Origin of the sequence: Paraburkholderia gardini, assembly GCF_907164545.1 — a bacterium.
GTDB classification, from domain to species: domain Bacteria; phylum Pseudomonadota; class Gammaproteobacteria; order Burkholderiales; family Burkholderiaceae; genus Paraburkholderia; species Paraburkholderia gardini.
Genome location: NZ_CAJQZB010000002.1, coordinates 240,033 through 255,667, shown reverse-complemented (window position 1 = coordinate 255,667; position 15,635 = coordinate 240,033). Strand labels below are relative to the sequence as shown.

The 15,635-nt window shown below is 64.2% G+C and carries 14 protein-coding genes; 5 read left to right on the top strand and 9 right to left on the bottom strand.

Annotated elements, in window-relative coordinates; all coding sequences use genetic code 11:
• Window positions 1-4: 4 nt before the first annotated feature.
• From gmhB to LPA37_RS03035, 3 genes are read left to right on the top strand one after another with little or no spacing between them, the layout of a single operon-like run.
• On the top strand, window positions 5-565 hold the full coding sequence (gene gmhB, locus LPA37_RS03045) for a D-glycero-beta-D-manno-heptose 1,7-bisphosphate 7-phosphatase (RefSeq protein WP_228978863.1): 561 nt from the start codon (window positions 5-7) through the stop codon (window positions 563-565).
• A 40-nt stretch (window positions 566-605) separates the two neighbouring features.
• Window positions 606-1,364: a lysophospholipid acyltransferase family protein gene (locus LPA37_RS03040; protein ID WP_228978865.1), complete on the top strand. Its 759-nt coding sequence runs from the start codon at window positions 606-608 to the stop codon at window positions 1,362-1,364.
• 45 nt (window positions 1,365-1,409) lie between these two features.
• The gene (locus tag LPA37_RS03035) at window positions 1,410-2,294 is read left to right on the top strand and encodes a M48 family metallopeptidase (protein ID WP_229011370.1); all 885 of its coding nucleotides are present in this window, start codon (window positions 1,410-1,412) and stop codon (window positions 2,292-2,294) included.
• 103 nt (window positions 2,295-2,397) lie between these two features.
• Here the strand turns inward: LPA37_RS03035 and gloA are convergent, their stop codons facing one another.
• The 5 genes from gloA to LPA37_RS03010 form a co-directional block, all read right to left on the bottom strand.
• On the bottom strand, window positions 2,398-2,784 hold the full coding sequence (gene gloA, locus LPA37_RS03030; RefSeq protein ID WP_228978869.1) for a lactoylglutathione lyase: 387 nt from the start codon (window positions 2,782-2,784) through the stop codon (window positions 2,398-2,400).
• 77 nt (window positions 2,785-2,861) lie between these two features.
• On the bottom strand, window positions 2,862-4,481 hold the full coding sequence (locus LPA37_RS03025) for a long-chain-fatty-acid--CoA ligase (protein ID WP_228978871.1): 1,620 nt from the start codon (window positions 4,479-4,481) through the stop codon (window positions 2,862-2,864).
• A gap of 66 nt (window positions 4,482-4,547) precedes the next feature.
• Window positions 4,548-6,371: an alkyl sulfatase dimerization domain-containing protein gene (locus LPA37_RS03020; protein ID WP_229011368.1), complete on the bottom strand. Its 1,824-nt coding sequence runs from the start codon at window positions 6,369-6,371 to the stop codon at window positions 4,548-4,550.
• Window positions 6,372-6,426: 55 nt separating this feature from the next.
• Window positions 6,427-7,104, bottom strand: coding sequence for a TetR/AcrR family transcriptional regulator (locus LPA37_RS03015; RefSeq protein WP_228978875.1), 678 nt, complete (start codon window positions 7,102-7,104; stop codon window positions 6,427-6,429).
• 135 nt (window positions 7,105-7,239) lie between these two features.
• The gene (locus LPA37_RS03010; RefSeq protein WP_229011367.1) at window positions 7,240-8,187 is read right to left on the bottom strand and encodes a LysR family transcriptional regulator; all 948 of its coding nucleotides are present in this window, start codon (window positions 8,185-8,187) and stop codon (window positions 7,240-7,242) included.
• 306 nt (window positions 8,188-8,493) lie between these two features.
• Here LPA37_RS03010 and LPA37_RS03005 point away from each other — a divergent pair, with 306 nt between their 5' ends.
• The gene (locus tag LPA37_RS03005; RefSeq protein ID WP_229011365.1) at window positions 8,494-9,837 is read left to right on the top strand and encodes an MFS transporter; all 1,344 of its coding nucleotides are present in this window, start codon (window positions 8,494-8,496) and stop codon (window positions 9,835-9,837) included.
• A gap of 88 nt (window positions 9,838-9,925) precedes the next feature.
• Here the strand turns inward: LPA37_RS03005 and LPA37_RS03000 are convergent, their stop codons facing one another.
• A complete protein-coding gene (locus LPA37_RS03000) occupies window positions 9,926-11,041 on the bottom strand; it encodes a porin (protein WP_229011362.1) in 1,116 nt (371 codons plus the stop codon).
• Window positions 11,042-11,343: 302 nt separating this feature from the next.
• Here LPA37_RS03000 and LPA37_RS02995 point away from each other — a divergent pair, with 302 nt between their 5' ends.
• Complete coding sequence (locus LPA37_RS02995) at window positions 11,344-12,294, top strand: DMT family transporter (protein ID WP_228978882.1); 951 nt, start codon at window positions 11,344-11,346, stop codon at window positions 12,292-12,294.
• Between the two features lie 59 nt (window positions 12,295-12,353).
• On the opposite strand, the gene rsmA is transcribed toward LPA37_RS02995, so the two are convergent.
• From rsmA to LPA37_RS02980, 3 genes are read right to left on the bottom strand one after another with little or no spacing between them, the layout of a single operon-like run.
• Complete coding sequence (gene rsmA, locus LPA37_RS02990; RefSeq protein WP_228978884.1) at window positions 12,354-13,211, bottom strand: 16S rRNA (adenine(1518)-N(6)/adenine(1519)-N(6))-dimethyltransferase RsmA; 858 nt, start codon at window positions 13,209-13,211, stop codon at window positions 12,354-12,356.
• Between the two features lie 22 nt (window positions 13,212-13,233).
• Window positions 13,234-14,250, bottom strand: coding sequence for a 4-hydroxythreonine-4-phosphate dehydrogenase PdxA (gene pdxA / locus LPA37_RS02985; RefSeq protein WP_228978886.1), 1,017 nt, complete (start codon window positions 14,248-14,250; stop codon window positions 13,234-13,236).
• Window positions 14,251-14,261: 11 nt separating this feature from the next.
• Window positions 14,262-15,629 carry a peptidylprolyl isomerase gene (locus LPA37_RS02980; protein WP_228978887.1) on the bottom strand — a complete coding sequence of 456 codons (1,368 nt, stop codon included), beginning with the start codon at window positions 15,627-15,629 and terminating at the stop codon, window positions 14,262-14,264.
• Window positions 15,630-15,635 lie beyond the last annotated feature (6 nt).

Below are 15,635 nucleotides of genomic sequence, written 5' to 3'. Positions count from 1 at the left end.
CATCATGCCAACCAGCGCAAAAAAAATCATTGTGCTCGACCGCGACGGCGTGATTAACGTCGATTCGGATGCGTACATCAAATCGCCAGACGAATGGATCGTACTGCCGGGCGCGCTCGAAGCAATCGCGCGCCTGACCCAGGCGGGATATCGCATCGCGGTCGCGACGAACCAGTCGGGCATCGGGCGCGGTCTTTTCGACATGAACACGCTGAACGCGATGCATCTGAAGATGCACAAGATGGTCGCGGCGGTCGGCGGCCGCATCGACGCCGTGTTCTTCTGTCCGCATACGGCGGAAGATCAATGCGAATGCCGCAAGCCGAAGCCCGGCATGCTGAAGATGATCGCCGAACGCTTCGAGATCGATCCCGAAGAAACCCCATGCGTCGGCGATTCGCTGCGCGATCTGCAGGCGGCCGCGGCGATCGGCTGTATTCCGCATCTGGTGCTGACCGGCAAGGGCCAGAAAACGCTCGCTGCGGGCGGTCTGCCAGAAGGCACGATCGTGCATGCGGACCTGCGCGCGTTCGCGCTCGACTTCCTCTCAGAAGAACTCGAGTGATGCGACCCGCACGCATCACTTTCATGGATTGACCACACCGATGCGCTTTATCCGTTCGCTCCTGCTGCTGATCTATTTCGTCGTATTCACCGTGCCGTACGCGATTGCATGCTTCATCGCGTTCCCGTTCATGCGTGCCGATAACCGCTACTGGATGGCCGCGGGCTGGTGTGCGTCGACGCTGCATGTCGTGCGCTGGCTGAACGGTATCCGCTACCGGATAGAAGGTTTCGAGAATCTGCCCGACGGTCCCGCCGTGCTGCTGTCGAAGCATCAGTCGGCGTGGGAAACGCTCGCGTTTCCAGCGCTGATGCCGCGACCGCTCTGCTATGTGTTCAAGCGTGAGCTGCTCTTCGTGCCGTTCTTCGGCTGGGCGCTCGGCATGCTGAAGATGGTTCACATCGATCGCAAGGAAGGCAAGTACGCGTTCAACTCCGTGATCAAACAGGGCAAGGCACGCATGGCCGAAGGCGCATGGGTCATCATGTTCCCGGAAGGCACGCGTACACCCACAGGCAAACAAGGCAAGTACAAGACGGGTGGCCCACGCTTTGCGATTGCGTCGGGTGCACCGGTCGTGCCGATCGCGCACAACGCGGGCCGCGTGTGGCCGCGCAACTCGTTCATCAAATATCCGGGTATAGTCACAGTGTCGATCGGCAAGCCGATTGAGACAACGGGGCTCACGCCCGACGAAGTGAACACGCGCGTCGAAACGTGGATCGAAGCGGAAATGCGCCGCATCGATCCTGCTGCGTACAGCGCTGCGGAAAGCACGCCTGCCGCTGCCCGAATCTGACGCGCCCCACGCCATCACGTGGCGTATAGCGCGAAGCCGAAGCCGATGCAGAAGTCTCCCACGTCGCAGCCCGCTGCGGCGCTCGATAGCCGGCAACTCGATCTGCCGCTCTTTGCCGAGCCGGCTGTCCCGATGCCGCCCTCTCCCGCGTCACCCCAAACCCCGTCTTCGTCACAGAAGCCGGGCGCCCAGTACGCCCCCGACGGCACGAAGCTGCGCAGCCTCACGGTCGGTTCGCAGACGCTCCACTATCTGCTGAAGCGCTCGGCGCGCCGGTCGATCGGTTTCGCGATCGACAGCACGGGGCTCATGATCACCGCGCCACGCTGGGTGACGCTCGCCGATATCGAAACGGCCATCACCGAAAAGCAGCGCTGGATTTTCACGAAACTCAACGAATGGCAGAACCGCGTCGAACAGCGCGCGCTGCCGCAGGTCGACTGGAAAGATGGCGCGCAGGTGCCGTATCTCGGCAAGCCCGTCAGCGTGACGCTGGCGGCTTCACGCGGCACGCTCGAGTTCGATGCGCGCCACGCGGCGCTCCTGCTGCCCCTGCCACAGCACGCCGATCCGCAGCAGATCAAGGACCGCGTGCAGGGCTGGCTGCAGAACGAGGCAAAACGGATCTTCGGCGAGCGGCTCGCGATCTATGCCGGGAAGCTCGGTGTGGATTATCGCGCGTACTCGTTGTCTTCGGCGGCGACGCGCTGGGGCAGTTGTTCCAGCGACGGGCGCATTCGCCTCAACTGGCGTTTGATCCACTTTCCGCTTTCGATCATCGATTACGTCGTTGCGCACGAACTCGCGCATCTGCGCGAGATGAACCACAGCCCGCGATTCTGGGAAACGGTCGAGTCGATCTTTCCCGAGTTCCGCGAGGCACGGCAAACGCTCAAGCATCATCCGCCGGAACTGCTGCCCACGCTTTAACGTCGACGTCGCGCGAACCTCGCGACCATGCAAAAGGCCCGCTTGCACAGCGGGCCTTCTGTTTTATTACTGCACTACACGTGCAGCGTGCAGCACATGGACGTTACGGTTTCTTCTGGATGAATTCGATCTTGTAGCCGTCCGGGTCGGTCACGAACGCGATGACGGTCGTGCCGTGTTTCATCGGGCCGGCTTCGCGCACGACCGTGCCGCCTTGCGCCTTGATCTTTTCGCATGCGGCCGAGGCGTCGTCGACTTCGACAGCCAGATGGCCGAACGCCGTACCCATCTCATACGATTCCGTGTCCCAGTTGTGCGTGAGTTCGAGCACGGTGCCATCGCGTTCGTCTTCGTAGCCGACGAACGCGAGTGTGAATTTTCCTTCCGGATAGTCGTTGCGGCGCAGCACTTTCATGCCGAGCAGTCCGGTATAGAAAGCGATCGAACGGTCGAGATTGCCGACCCGGAGCATGGTGTGAAGCAGGCGCATCGTAGACCCCCTGTTGCATTGATGTCGAGGACGTAAATGTACCAAGGAACCCACGAAGCCGCTGGCACCCGCCGCGCTCACCCGGTGCTGTCGCGCAGCGCCCGCCGCAGGATCTTGCCGACCGCGCTCTTCGGCAACTCCGTGCGGAATTCAATCAGCTTCGGGCGTTTGTAGCCGGTGAGCTGCTGCGCGCAGAACGCGAAGATGTCCGCCTGCGAAAGCGCCGGGTCTTTCCTGACGATGAAGAGCTTCACGACTTCGCCCGAATGCGCGTCCGGTACGCCGAGCGCGGCCACTTCGAAGACGCCCGGATGTTTCGCCACGACATCCTCGATCTCGTTCGGATATACGTTGAAGCCCGACACGATGATCATGTCCTTCTTGCGATCGACGAGCTTCACGAAGCCGCGCTCGTTCATCACGCCGATATCGCCCGAGCGGAAGAAGCCGTCGGGCGTCATCACGCTCGCCGTTTCTTCCGGACGGTTCCAGTAGCCCGCCATCACCTGCGGCCCGCGAATGCAGATTTCGCCTGGCTCGCCGGGCGGCACTTCGCGACCGTCGTCGTCGCGAATCGAGATTTCCGTCGACGGCAGCGGCACACCGATCGAGCCGCTGAACTCCGTCGTGCCGGGCGGATTGCTGCTGACCGAAGGCGACGTCTCCGAAAGCCCGTAACCTTCGAGGAGCGGCACGCCCGTCACGGCCTGCCAGCGCGCCGCGACGGCCTGCTGAACGGCCATGCCGCCGCCTGCTGCCTGAACCAGCTTCGAGAAATCGAGCGATGCAAAATCCGGATCGTTGAGGAGCGCGTTAAAGAGCGTGTTCACCGCTGGAAACGTGTTGATCGTAAAACCGCGCAACGTGCGAATCATCGCGGGAATATCACGTGGATTCGGGATCAGGATGCCGAGACCGCCGGTTCGCATCGACAGCAGTCCGCACACGGTCAGCCCGAACACGTGATAAAGCGGCAGCGCGACGACCGTGACGTACTGTTCGATATCGTCGCGGCCACGCACGGACGCTGCGCGCCATGCTTCGGATTGCAGCACGTTCGCGATCAGGTTGCGATGCAGCAGCGTCGCGCCTTTCGACACGCCGGTCGTGCCGCCGGTGTATTGCAGCACGGCGACGTCGTCGGGCGAGATGGCGACGCGCGCGAAGGGCGCGTCCGCGCCTTGCCGGAGCGCCTGTTCGAACGTCACGTGCGAGACGACGGGTGCCGTGTCCGCCTGAGCGCCCGTCGAAGCAACCACCACATGACGCACCTGCGTATTGCGCCCGAGCGCGTTGAACGTCGGCAGGAAAGCATCGAGCAGCACGAGCGCCTGCGCGCCGCTGTCGTTCAGCTGATGTTCCAGTTCGCGCGACGTGTACAGCGGATTCACGTTCACGACGACATAACCTGCTCGCAGGATCGCGGCGAGCGTCACCGGATACTGCAGCAGATTCGGCAGCATCACGGCGATCCGCGCGCCAGGTTCGAGACCTTGCGACTGGAACCACGCGGCCAGCGCACGCGAGCGGTTGTCGAGACCGGCGTAGGACAGTTCGTGCCCCATGCACACGAATGCAGTCCGCGACGCGAATTTGAGAAAAGCCGCTTCAAGCAGCCCGGCGAGCGAACCGTGCGGTGTGATGTCGATTTCCGCGGGCACGCCGGGCGGGTACGACTTCAGCCAGATTTTTTCCATGCTTCCTCCATTTTTTGCGTCGGGACGCGTCGCTTCGCATCCCGTGTGACCTGTCGTGCGTCCGCGTTATCGCGTGGCGAGTGCGGGCATACGTCGCGATGGCTGGTCGAAGCACGCGAAGAACACTTGCAACTGCTCCAGCGAGCCGCGCTCCAGTGCAATCTCCTTGCTGCTGACGCCCGTCACCAGCATCGCCGGCAGGTCGCGCAGCATTCCACGCAACACGTCTGACGCAAGCGCAAGCTGAACATCGGCGCTCGCCAGCGCGAAGCAATGAACCTGTAGCACGCCGCGTCGCAATTCGAGTGAATACGCTTCGTCGTCGCGATCGGTGAGCCTCAGCGTCAGCGACATGTGAACGTCCGCGCACCGCACAGGGTCGACCACCACGCAGAAGCGCTGGAACACGTTGCGCAGCGGCTGCGCACGCAACACGTCCGACGAGGCAAGCCCACCCGAACCATTGAACGGAAGATCGTCGTACGCGTGCTCGAGTTCCCTCGCCGCGCTCAGATACCAGTTCCGCCAGTTCGTGTTCACCGTGAGAAAACCGAGTTCACGCAACGCCTTCGCCTTGATGCCGCGCGCGTCGTCATCGCCGGTGTCGAGGCGTACCAGCATCGTCGCGAGTTCGGCGGCCCAGCGCCAGTCCCGGTCGCCGAGTGCGGCACGCGCCCCCTCGCGCACGCGCTCGGTGCCGCCCATCATTCCGATCATGCGGCGCGTGCGTTCAACGCGCGGCAGCGGATCGAGCGAAACAGGATCGCCGTCGAACCAGCCGAGCTGCCCCGAATACACCTGACGCACCGAGTGCTTGACCGTGCCGTAGTACTCGCCAAGCCACGCGTGTTCCGCGAGATGCGGCGGCAGCGCCGGAATGGCTTCGGCCAGTTCGTCCGGGCTCAGCCCAAGATTCATGTGGCGAATCGTCTGGTCATGGATGAACTGGATCGCATCGCGATAGACCGACAGCACGTCCTCGACGGCATCCGCGCCCGAGACCGGCCGGCCGTGCGCGGGCACCATATGCGTCGCGCCGAAGCCGCGCATCATGTCGATCGTGTTGTACCAGCGCACGGGATCGCGATAGCGCGTGCCGCGCAGCGTGTGGACGTTCGCCAGACATTCGCCCTGGATCACTTCCGCCGACAGCAGCACGCCAAGGTCGGGCAACCACATCACGATTTCATCGTCGGCCTCCGATGGCGCGTAGCGAAATTCGAACCGCACGCCAGCGAGCATGATGTCGAGCCGTTCGTCGAACACGCGCGTCGGTGCGAGGAACGTCGCCGCTTCGGCGATCAGCACCGGACCGATGCCTGCATTCACCTTGCCCGTCGGGCCCGGCGGCAACAACGTGCCGAAGCTGTACGCCGAGCGCGTCGCGAGAATCGGTGCGACGAGATTCGCGTTGTTGACGACCGTTTCCATCAGCGAACTGTGCGCGATGATCTCGACGCTGCCGCCGGCCAGCGACGATTCGTCGGCGAACGCGCGCACGCCGCCCGTGTGGTCCGTATGGTTGTGCGTATAGACGATCGCCTTCACCGGCAACGCCGCGTGACGCGGATCGATCGAGCAGAAGTCTTCGTAGATGCGCTTCGCCGCCGACACGGCCTCGGTCGCGTCGACGACCACGATGCCGTCGTCCCCCACCACGAAAATGATGTTGGCGATCGCATAACCGACCGCGCAATACACACGCTCCGCCACGCGATAGATACGCTGGGCCATGCGCTGCGAGTGTTCGGTGAGTTTTGCCGGAACCGTCGACGCGGCCACTGCGTAAGCGAGATTGACGCCTGCATCGAAAACCACGTCGAGCGGTTCGCCGACGTGAGGCGCATCGAAAGCAGGATGGCGGACCATTCCGGTGCAGCAGCGGGTCATACGATGTCTCCAGAAACGATATCGGAATTCCTGTTCCGATTTATGCAAAAAAATACTACGCTGCCGGCAGATCGAGGCAACGGCGAAACTGGCGCTGCAGGTAAGGCACAAGACGGCGGCTCGTCAGCGACAGCGGTTCCGGGTCGTTCAGTACGCTGTTCACCAGCATGCTGAGCATCAACTGCAACGCGGCGAGCACTTCGAATTCGAGCGCGGCACGCTCCGCCTTCGGGCCGCCCATGCGCACGAGGGCATCGACGAGCTTCGGCACGATCAGCGCCTGGACTTCGAGGTTGCTGTGGCGGATTGCGTCCCAGGTCGACTTGCGCTGTGACGCACGCAGGAGCGACGCGTGATACAGCCCGCGATTGCGGCGAAACGCGCGCACGTAAAGCGAGATCATCGCATCGGCGATGGCGCCCGCGTCGTTCGACTGCCACACGGCCTCGGACACCAGTGCTTCGCGCACCCTGTCGAGCCCCTCGGCAATCACGCGGTCCTGCACGACGTCGAAAAACGTGTCCTTGTTGTCGAAGCGCCGGTAAAACGCGCCGATCGACGTACCCGCGCGCTCGACGATATCCGTGATCGACAGATCGTCGAGATTGCCGCACTCCTCGATCAGCGCGCGCCCTGCCTCCAGCATCTTCGCGAAGCCGAGCTGACTGCGTGTCTGAAGTGGAGCGCTTGTGGTCTGGAGCGGTTCGCGGGGGCGTCGTTGAGCGGTGGGCATGCGTGTCGCGGTAATCTGGCGGTACTTCGTGGTGTTTCGCGGTGTAATGCCAGCAGACATCAAACCGGAATCTGAATTCCGGATCGTCCGTGATCAGACGGCCTTTGTCAACGGCATCCAGGGAAAGTCCCCGGTCTACGCAGTTGCATGCAGGAAGTTTTCGGCCCCGGTTTTCGCGTCGGACATCACCTGTTCCGCGATCGCCAGCGCGGAACGCGCGGCGGGAGAAGGCGTGCGCTCGGCGAGCGACACGAGCGCGAATTCGAGTCCCATTCTGGGCGCATTGCTCAGCGTGACGCGCGCGAGCCGCCGCGCGCCGAGGTCGCGCCGCACGGCAGACGCCGTCGAGAACATCACGGCGTCGGTCTGTGCAACCACGCCCTTTAGCACCGCGATGTCGTTGCACTCGGTCTGCAGTGGAATCTGTTCGTGCGAACGGAATTTGAGCATCCGGTGCAGCGCGTCCTTCATCACCGGGGGCAGCGATACCGATACGAGCGGAAACTCCCGCAGCGCCGACAGCGGCACCGCCGCGCCCATCAGCAGCGGATGCCCCGGGCGGACAAACCATCCGCCCTCGTGACGCGGCAGCCGGTGCATCGTCACGTCCGGCACGACGGGCGGCACACGCCGGTCGGTCACGAGAAAATCGATCTGCTCGGTGCGCAGCTTGGCGAGGAGTACGTCGCCGTCGCCCAGTTCGATCGATACCTTGATCTTCGGAAAACGCTTCGCGAATTCGACCAGCAGATCGGGCAGCAAAATCGCAGCCACGTAGGGGCCCAACCCGATGCGCACCTCGCCGAGTTCATGCGCGGCGAGCAGTTCGACGTCGCGAAAAAGACAACGGGTTTCGAACAGCACGCGCCGCGCCCGCTCCACGAGCAGACGCCCGGCCGCGGTCACCGCGACACCCCGCGTGGCGCGGTCGAAGAGCTTCATGCCAAGTTCATCTTCCAGCGCCTGGATGCTGCGGCTCAGCGCCGGCTGGCTCAGATGCACGCGCTCCGCGGCACGCGCGAAGCTCCCCTCTTCCGCGAGCGCGACAAGATGGGTGAGGCGGCGGGAACTGATCTCATGCATTTTATGCAACGTCCTCATAATGAGATTGCACTTGAATTATTCCGTTATACCACCTCAAATGGGCGAAAACACGGCGACTCTGGCCCGGATGCGGCCGGCGGTGCCACACTACAACCATCTTGCATGGGACCAGGAGACAGCTTTTGCCCACCTTATATTTCGTCTTGCGAACAGATTCGCCGGGGCGCTCGCGGCGTTGCCGGATGGCTGGTACGCACCGGTCCCACGCGTCACGGCGGGCGACGCACAATGCGCATCATGTCCGATCGAATCCACCGCAACGCCATAGCCTCCTGGGAGGCTTCCATGTCTGAAGCGCAAGGTTCGGGTTTGAACATCGCGCACGCGGCACCTGTACAGGCCAGTCGAAGCCGCCGCTGGGTGATCGTTGCCTCGCTGTTCCTCTTCATGGTGATCAACTTCGCGGACAAGGCCGTGGTCGGCCTCGTCGCGGTACCGTTGATGCACGACATGCAATTGACACACGCGCAGTTCGGCCTCGTCGGCAGCGCGTTTTTCCTGCTGTTTTCCCTGTCGGGGGTCGGCCTCGGGCTCTTCGTCGATCGCGTCGACGTCAAATGGCTGCTGGCCGGGCTCGCGCTGACCTGGGCTGTTGCCCAGTTGCCGCTCGCATGGCCGGTCAGCTTCGCGGTGCTGCTCGCGTGCCGCGTGCTGCTCGGCGCCGGTGAGGGTCCTGCGGCGGCGTTCGCGCTGCACGTCGCGTACACGTGGTTCGACGATCGCGAACGCAACCTGCCGACGACGTTCATCCAGCTGGGCGCGACCTCGGGCGTCATCATCGCCGGGCCGCTGCTCACCTGGGTGACCGGGCGCTGGGACTGGCACGCGGCGTTTCTCGCGCTTGGCGTGGTCGGCGTGCTGTGGACGCTGCTGTGGCTGTGCGTCGGCAAGACGGGTAACGCGGGTCGAGGCACGGCGGGTGACAGCGCGTCCGCGATGCCGCACCACCATGTGCCCGCGCCGCGCGTTGCAGTCGATCCGCGCACACGCGTGAGTTATCGGCGGCTGCTCGCCGATCGCACGGTGATCGGCGTGCTGCTGCAATGCTTCGTCGGATATGCGGTGATCGCGATCGGGCTTACCTGGGTGCCGGCTTATTTCCGCGTCGGGCTCGGCTTCGATGCGACGCAGGCCGGCAACCTGTTCGGCCTGCAGGTCGCGACGCAGATTCCCGTCGGGATCGCGCTCGCCGTGTTCTCACATCGTCTGCTGAAACGCGGGGTGACGACGCGTCGTGCGCGCGGCACGCTGATCAGCGTGGCATGCGTCGTCAGCGGCATCGCGTATTGCATGCTGTATTCGGGCGCGTCGCCGCTCGCCAAAGTCGGTCTGCTGTCCGTTGCGTTCGCGCTGGCAAGCCAGGTGTTCACGTTCGGACCGCTGCTCATCGCGGAGATCGCACCCACTGCGCAGCGCGGCGCGTTGCTGGCGATCACGAACTCGATCGTGACGACGGCGGGTCTGATCGGACCTGTCTCGATGGGCAAACTGCTCGGCGTAGCTGGCGATCATGTGGGCTATGAGACCGGCTTCGCGATCGCGGGTGCGCTGCTGATCCTCACGGGCATTGCCGGCTTCGCGCTGCTCGATCCGCAGCGCTCGCGGCAAAAGCTGCAAACGGCCGCCTGACATGCCTGCTCACGAAGCGCGCGTGACCTCACGAACAGTGCGGTCACGCGCTTATCACAGCCGGACACGAACCCGAGCGCCCTCGCGCTCAGAACGTATGGCGCATGCCTGCCATGACGCCAAGCTGCGTGCTCTTCTGCGCGAGCCCGACACCGTTCACGCCCTGCAACTGCGCGCCGATCAGGTCGCCGTGATACTGCGCGTAGTCGCCTTCGAGATAGACGTCGGTGCGCTTTGACAGCGCGTAGTCGGCGACGAGCTGGTACTGCCATGCCGAGCCGTCCTGCGCGGCCGTCTTGCCGTCCTGCAGCGTGCGCCAGACGTTCGCGGCCAGATGCCACGCCGCGCCGATCTGCTGCGTGATGCCGCCCAGAATCATGCGACGCTTCGAGAAGTCCGTGTACTTGAGCGCCGCGAGCGCGGCCGCGGTGAACGGACCATTGGCGAAGTTGGAAAAGCCTGCGTCGTTCTGGTTGACGATGTAGCCCACGGCAAAACGCGTCTTCTCCCACGTGTACGAACCGCCGACCGTCCACGCCAGCGAGCCCGAACCGTTGACCGAATCCTTCGACTCCTCGTACGCGCCACCGAGACTGACCGGGCCGCCCACCGGCGCATACGCCAGCGCCGCGCCATACTGGCTGCCATACGACGTGTGGCCCGCGACGCCGCCGACCGCATACGCCGCCGAGAACAGGATGTCGTGAAAATGCGCCTGATACTGAACCTGGTTGCTGGTCCAGATGCCACCGGACAGCGTGACTTCCGGCTGGTAGCTGAAGTCATATGGAATCCACGGATTGCTGCCGTATCCGCCGATCGTGATGCCTTCGATCATCACGTTGAACTGACGCCCGATGATGACCTGGCCGTACGACGTGGACCGGATGCCGACCTGCGCTTCGTTGAAGAACGGCAGTGTCGGGTCGCTCTGACCGGTGTTCAGATAGAAACGGTTTTCGAGCTTGAAGAAGGTGCTCCAGCCGCCGCCCAGGTCTTCGACACCCTTCATGCCCCAGCGGCTCTCGCTCATGCCGCCGTTGCCCATCACGACTTTCGAATCGCCCGCCTTGTCGACGTTCGTCATGTAGCGGATGCTGCCGTCGACGATGCCATAGAGTGTGACGCTGGATTGCGCGTGCGCCATCTGGCACGCGAGCGCCGCCGGAATCAGTGCGAAACGCCACTTGCTCAGCTTCGTCATACGGTCTCCCCTGGCAGTGCAGGATTGCGAACCTTGCATGACGGTCACTCTCGGGGCGAGAGGCCGGTGGAACGTCTGAGGAATGTACTCCAGAGCGTCGCGAGCGGCCATCAGGTCCGCGCGCGGCGTGGCGAAATGGAAGCACGCGCGCGTAGTGGGGTCATCGCATCGGTGACACGTGCCTTTTGATATGGTATGGCCTGCCCTTACACGAGACCGCCCATGATCCTGCGTTTTTGCACTCCAGCACGCATGAAGGCGCACATCGCCATGCATGGCACGCATGCCATGCGGGTCGTGCGATGAGCACCCGCGCCGTTTCGCTTCGCCGTCCACCCGACACCGTCGCCATCATGCTGATGGTCGTGCTGTGCGCGATCTGGGGCTTTCAGCAGGTCGCGATCAAAAGCACGAATGCTGCGGTTCCACCGGTATTCCAGGCGGGGCTGCGCTCGGCGATCGCCGCAGTGCTCGTGTGCAGCTGGGCGCGGCTACGCGGCACGCCGCTCTTTCGCGACGACGGCACGCTCGGTGCCGGACTGCTCGCTGGCGTGCTGTTCGCTGGCGAATTCGTCTGTATCTTTCTTGGCCTGACGCTCACGAGCGCGTCGCGCATGGCGGTGTTTCTGTACACGGCGCCATGCTTCACGGCACTCGGGCTGCACTGGTTCGTCGCGGGCGAACACATGCGGCGCATTCAGTGGATCGGCGTGATCACCGCGTTCGCGGGCATAGCGCTCGCATTCGCGGACGGCTTCGCGCGCGCCGGGGCTGGATCTGGGTCGGCGAGTCATGCGTCGATGCTGGCAGGCGTCACGGGCGATGCGTTAGGTGTGCTCGGCGGCATCGCATGGGCCGCGACGACGATCGTCGTGCGCGCAACGAAGCTCGCGCATACGAGCGCGAGCAAGACGCTCTTCTATCAGCTGGCGGTATCGGCGGTGGTTCTGCTGGCGCTGGCCGTGCCGCTCGGGCAGGTGCGCGTGGCAGCGGTTACCCCGCTCGTGGTCGCGAGTCTCGCGTATCAGGCGGTGATGGTCGCGTTCATCAGCTATCTGATCTGGTTCTGGCTGCTCACGCGCTACATGGCGTCGCGCCTTTCGGTGTTCTCGTTTCTGACGCCGCTCTTCGGTGTGACGTTCGGCGTGGTGCTGCTCGGCGAATCGTTCAGCCTGCGGTTTCTGATGGCGGCCGTGCTGGTGCTCGCCGGCATCGCGCTCGTGAATGCGCCCGCGCTCCGGCGTGCCACCTGAAGCGCTAGCGGGCTGACGTGAGCGCGGCGCCCGGTGGTGGTGTATGGCGCATGCGTTAGTTACGCGGGTGCCGCGCCGCCTGGCCGTGCTTTCGGCGAAGCCGACACCGTCTGCGCGACGCGCACGTATTCCTCGACCGGCACATCTTCCGCGCGGCGCTGCAGATCGAAGCCGAGCGCATCGAAATCGATTACATCGCGATACGCCGAGAGCGTATTGCGCAACATCTTGCGCCGCTGCGAAAACGCGGCCGTGACCACTTCGCCGAGCGTGCGCACGTCGACGTCCGGCAATTCGTGCGGCGCGTGGGGAATCATGCGCACGATCGCCGAATTCACTTTCGGCGGCGGCTGGAACGATTCGGGCGGCACATCGAGCAGTTTGTCGATCACGTAGCGATACTGCAGCATCACGGACAGCCGGCCGAACGCCTTGCTGCCCGGCTCCGCGACCATGCGCTCGACGACTTCGTCCTGCAGCATGAAATGCTGGTCGATCACCACCGGCGCAAACGTCGTGAGATGAAACAGCAGCGGACTCGAAATGTTGTACGGCAGGTTACCGACGATCCGCAACGAAGGCGTACCGCCCGGCACGGCGAGCGAGCCGAAGTCGAACGCGAGCGCGTCGCCCGCGTGCAGTTCGAGCAGCGCGCCGAACTGCTTCGTGAGACGCGCGATCAGATCGCGATCGAGTTCCACCGCGTGCAACGGCGCTTCGGGCGTCGAGAGACGTTCGATCAGCGGACCGGTGAGCGCGCCAAGACCCGGCCCGATCTCGACCATGCGTTCGCCGCGTTTCGGCGCGATCACGTCGACGATCGAATCGATCACGCCCATGTCGACCAGAAAATTCTGTCCGAACCGCTTGCGGGCGAAATGGCCCTGATGCTGTCTGCTGCCTGGGCTGTTGGACATCGGAAAAACAGTAAAAAAGAGTTCAGGCCGCGCGACGATGGCGCGCCATCGAAACGGCGGTGTCGATGGCGGCGATCAGGCTGCCCGCGTCCGCGCGGCCCGTGCCGGCGAGGTCGAGCGCGGTACCGTGATCGACAGAAGTACGGATGATGGGCAAGCCCAGCGTGACGTTGATGCCTTCACCGAACGTGGCGTATTTCAGGACCGGCAGGCCCTGATCGTGGAACATCGCCAGCACGCAGTCGGCGTCTTTCAGATAGCGCGGCTGGAACAGCGTATCGGCGGGATACGGACCGCGTGCGTCGATGCCTGTATCGTTTGCCCGTTTCAGGGCCGGCGCGATGACATCGATTTCCTCGTGGCCGAGATAGCCGTTTTCACCCGCGTGCGGGTTGAGCCCCGTGACCAGAATACGCGGCGCGGGAATGCCGAAGTGATGACGCAGATCGTGATCGATGATGCGTAGCGTCTCGACGAGCCCGTCGATCGTGAGCGCCGCCGACACATCCTTCAGCGGCAGGTGTGTCGTGGCCAGCGCGACGCGCAGCGGCCGCTGGCCGGTGCCCGCGAGCATCATCACGACGCGCGGCGTCTGCGTGCGCTCCGCGAGATATTCGGTGTGGCCGGTGAAGGGCACGCCGGCATCGTTGATCGTGCTTTTTTGCAGCGGCGCGGTGACGATCGCATCGAACGTGTGCGCGAGCGCGCCGTCGATCGCGTGGTCAAGCAGCGTGAGTACGTAACGGCCATTCGCCGCGTCGAGCCTGCCGGCCTGCGACGGCACGTCAAGCGGCACGTGCTGCATCCGGATGCGTCCGCCCGCGCGTTCGCCAGTGAGCGCGGCCCAGTCGACGCCCACGGTCTGGGCACGCTGTGCGATGAGTGCGGCATCGCCGAGCACGGTGAACTGTGCGTCGGGCCAATGCGCTGCCGCAGCCGCGAGCGCCTGCGCCGTCAGTTCGGGACCCACGCCGGCGGGTTCACCCGTCGTGATCGCGATCTGCAGCGGGGCGCCTTGCGGCTGGGCGGAAGGTTTCATGACCGTGACCGTTATTGCAAGCTGGGCTGGTCGATCTTGTAGTCGACGTACGCGGTGTCGCGCAGTTCGCGCAGCCAGTCGGCGTAGGCCTGCTCGGCCTTGCGCTGGCCGATTGCCTGGCGCGCCAGATCCATCTGCTGCGAAATCGAGCCCTCGGCTTCGCGGCGGCCCAGCACCTGAATCAGGTGATAGCCGTATTCGCTGCGCACCGGGTCGCTGATCTGACCGTCCTGCAGCGAATTCATCGCGCGCTCGAATTCCGGCACCGTTTCGCCCGGGCTGATCCAGCCGAGATCGCCGCCCTGCGACGCCGAGCCGTCCTGCGAATACGTGCGCGCGAACTTGTCGAAGTCGCCGCCGCTTGCAATGATCTGACGCTTGATGTCTAGCAGCTTCTCGCGCGCCGCCGGCTCCGACATGCCGTCGCCGACACGCAGCAGGATGTGACGCACGTGCGTCTGTACAAGCTTCGATGCGTCGGCCGACGCCGTGCCCTGCGAGTTGCGACGCTCAACGAGGCGCACGATTTCAAAGCCGTCCGCCGTGCGGATCACCGACGGATTCACCTCGCCCGGACGCAGCGTCGAGGCCGCCGTGACGAACTCGGGCGGCAGCTTCGACTGCGACAGGAAGCCCATGTCGCCGCCCTTCGCCGCGTCGGCAGCCTGCGAATTCGACTTCGCGAGCCTTTCGAAATTCGCGCCGCCCGTGGCTTCCTGCAGCAGCGCCTGCGCACGTTGCTGCGCCGCTTCGATTTCCGTTTGCGGCGCGTTCTGCGCGGCCTTCAGCAGGATGTGCTCGAAGTGCAGATCGCTGGTCTGGCCAGGGTTCGGTCCGCGCTGGCTCGCGATGTAGTTCGCGACTTCGCCGTCCGTCACCGTGACCTTGCTGTCCACTTCCTTCTCACGCAGCTTCGAAAGCGTCAGTTCCGTACGCGCGTCGTTCGTGAACACGGTCCAGGGCACCCCTTCCGCCTCGATCCGCGCGCGGTAGACGTCGAGTGTCAGGCCGTTCGACTGCGCGAGACGGCCGAGCGTGCGCTGCACGGTAGCGTCGTCGACGGTGATGCCGTCTTCTTTCGCGCGCTGAAGCTGGATGCGTTCGAGCACCATCTGGTTCAGCACCTGCGTGCGCAGCTGGTCGGCCGGCGGCACCGGTGCGTTCTGTTGCGTGAGACGCCGTGAAATCAGGCCGACACGCTGGTCGAGTTCGCGCTGCGTGATGACCCCGTTGTTCACCACGGCTGCGATCGTGTCGACTGTCTCGCCGTTGCTGTTGCCGAGCGCCTGTGCCTCAGCGGAAGAAACCGGCAGAAAGGACGCCGCGACGGCGATACCCGCTGCGAGCGTTGCGAGGCGAAGCTTTTTCATGATTGCCACAGATAC

Coding starts and splice junctions, on each gene's coding strand:
- LPA37_RS03040 (WP_228978865.1), top strand. CDS start 606: ATGCGCTTTATCCGTTCGCTCCTGCTGCTGATCTATTTCGTCGTATTC.
- rsmA (WP_228978884.1), bottom strand. CDS start 13,211: ATGTCCAACAGCCCAGGCAGCAGACAGCATCAGGGCCATTTCGCCCGC.
- LPA37_RS03025 (WP_228978871.1), bottom strand. CDS start 4,481: ATGGAAAAAATCTGGCTGAAGTCGTACCCGCCCGGCGTGCCCGCGGAA.
- LPA37_RS03035 (WP_229011370.1), top strand. CDS start 1,410: ATGCAGAAGTCTCCCACGTCGCAGCCCGCTGCGGCGCTCGATAGCCGG.
- gloA (WP_228978869.1), bottom strand. CDS start 2,784: ATGCGCCTGCTTCACACCATGCTCCGGGTCGGCAATCTCGACCGTTCG.
- LPA37_RS03015 (WP_228978875.1), bottom strand. CDS start 7,104: ATGCCCACCGCTCAACGACGCCCCCGCGAACCGCTCCAGACCACAAGC.
- LPA37_RS03020 (WP_229011368.1), bottom strand. CDS start 6,371: ATGACCCGCTGCTGCACCGGAATGGTCCGCCATCCTGCTTTCGATGCG.
- LPA37_RS03005 (WP_229011365.1), top strand. CDS start 8,494: ATGTCTGAAGCGCAAGGTTCGGGTTTGAACATCGCGCACGCGGCACCT.
- pdxA (WP_228978886.1), bottom strand. CDS start 14,250: ATGAAACCTTCCGCCCAGCCGCAAGGCGCCCCGCTGCAGATCGCGATC.
- LPA37_RS03010 (WP_229011367.1), bottom strand. CDS start 8,187: ATGCATGAGATCAGTTCCCGCCGCCTCACCCATCTTGTCGCGCTCGCG.
- gmhB (WP_228978863.1), top strand. CDS start 5: ATGCCAACCAGCGCAAAAAAAATCATTGTGCTCGACCGCGACGGCGTG.
- LPA37_RS02995 (WP_228978882.1), top strand. CDS start 11,344: ATGAGCACCCGCGCCGTTTCGCTTCGCCGTCCACCCGACACCGTCGCC.
- LPA37_RS03000 (WP_229011362.1), bottom strand. CDS start 11,041: ATGACGAAGCTGAGCAAGTGGCGTTTCGCACTGATTCCGGCGGCGCTC.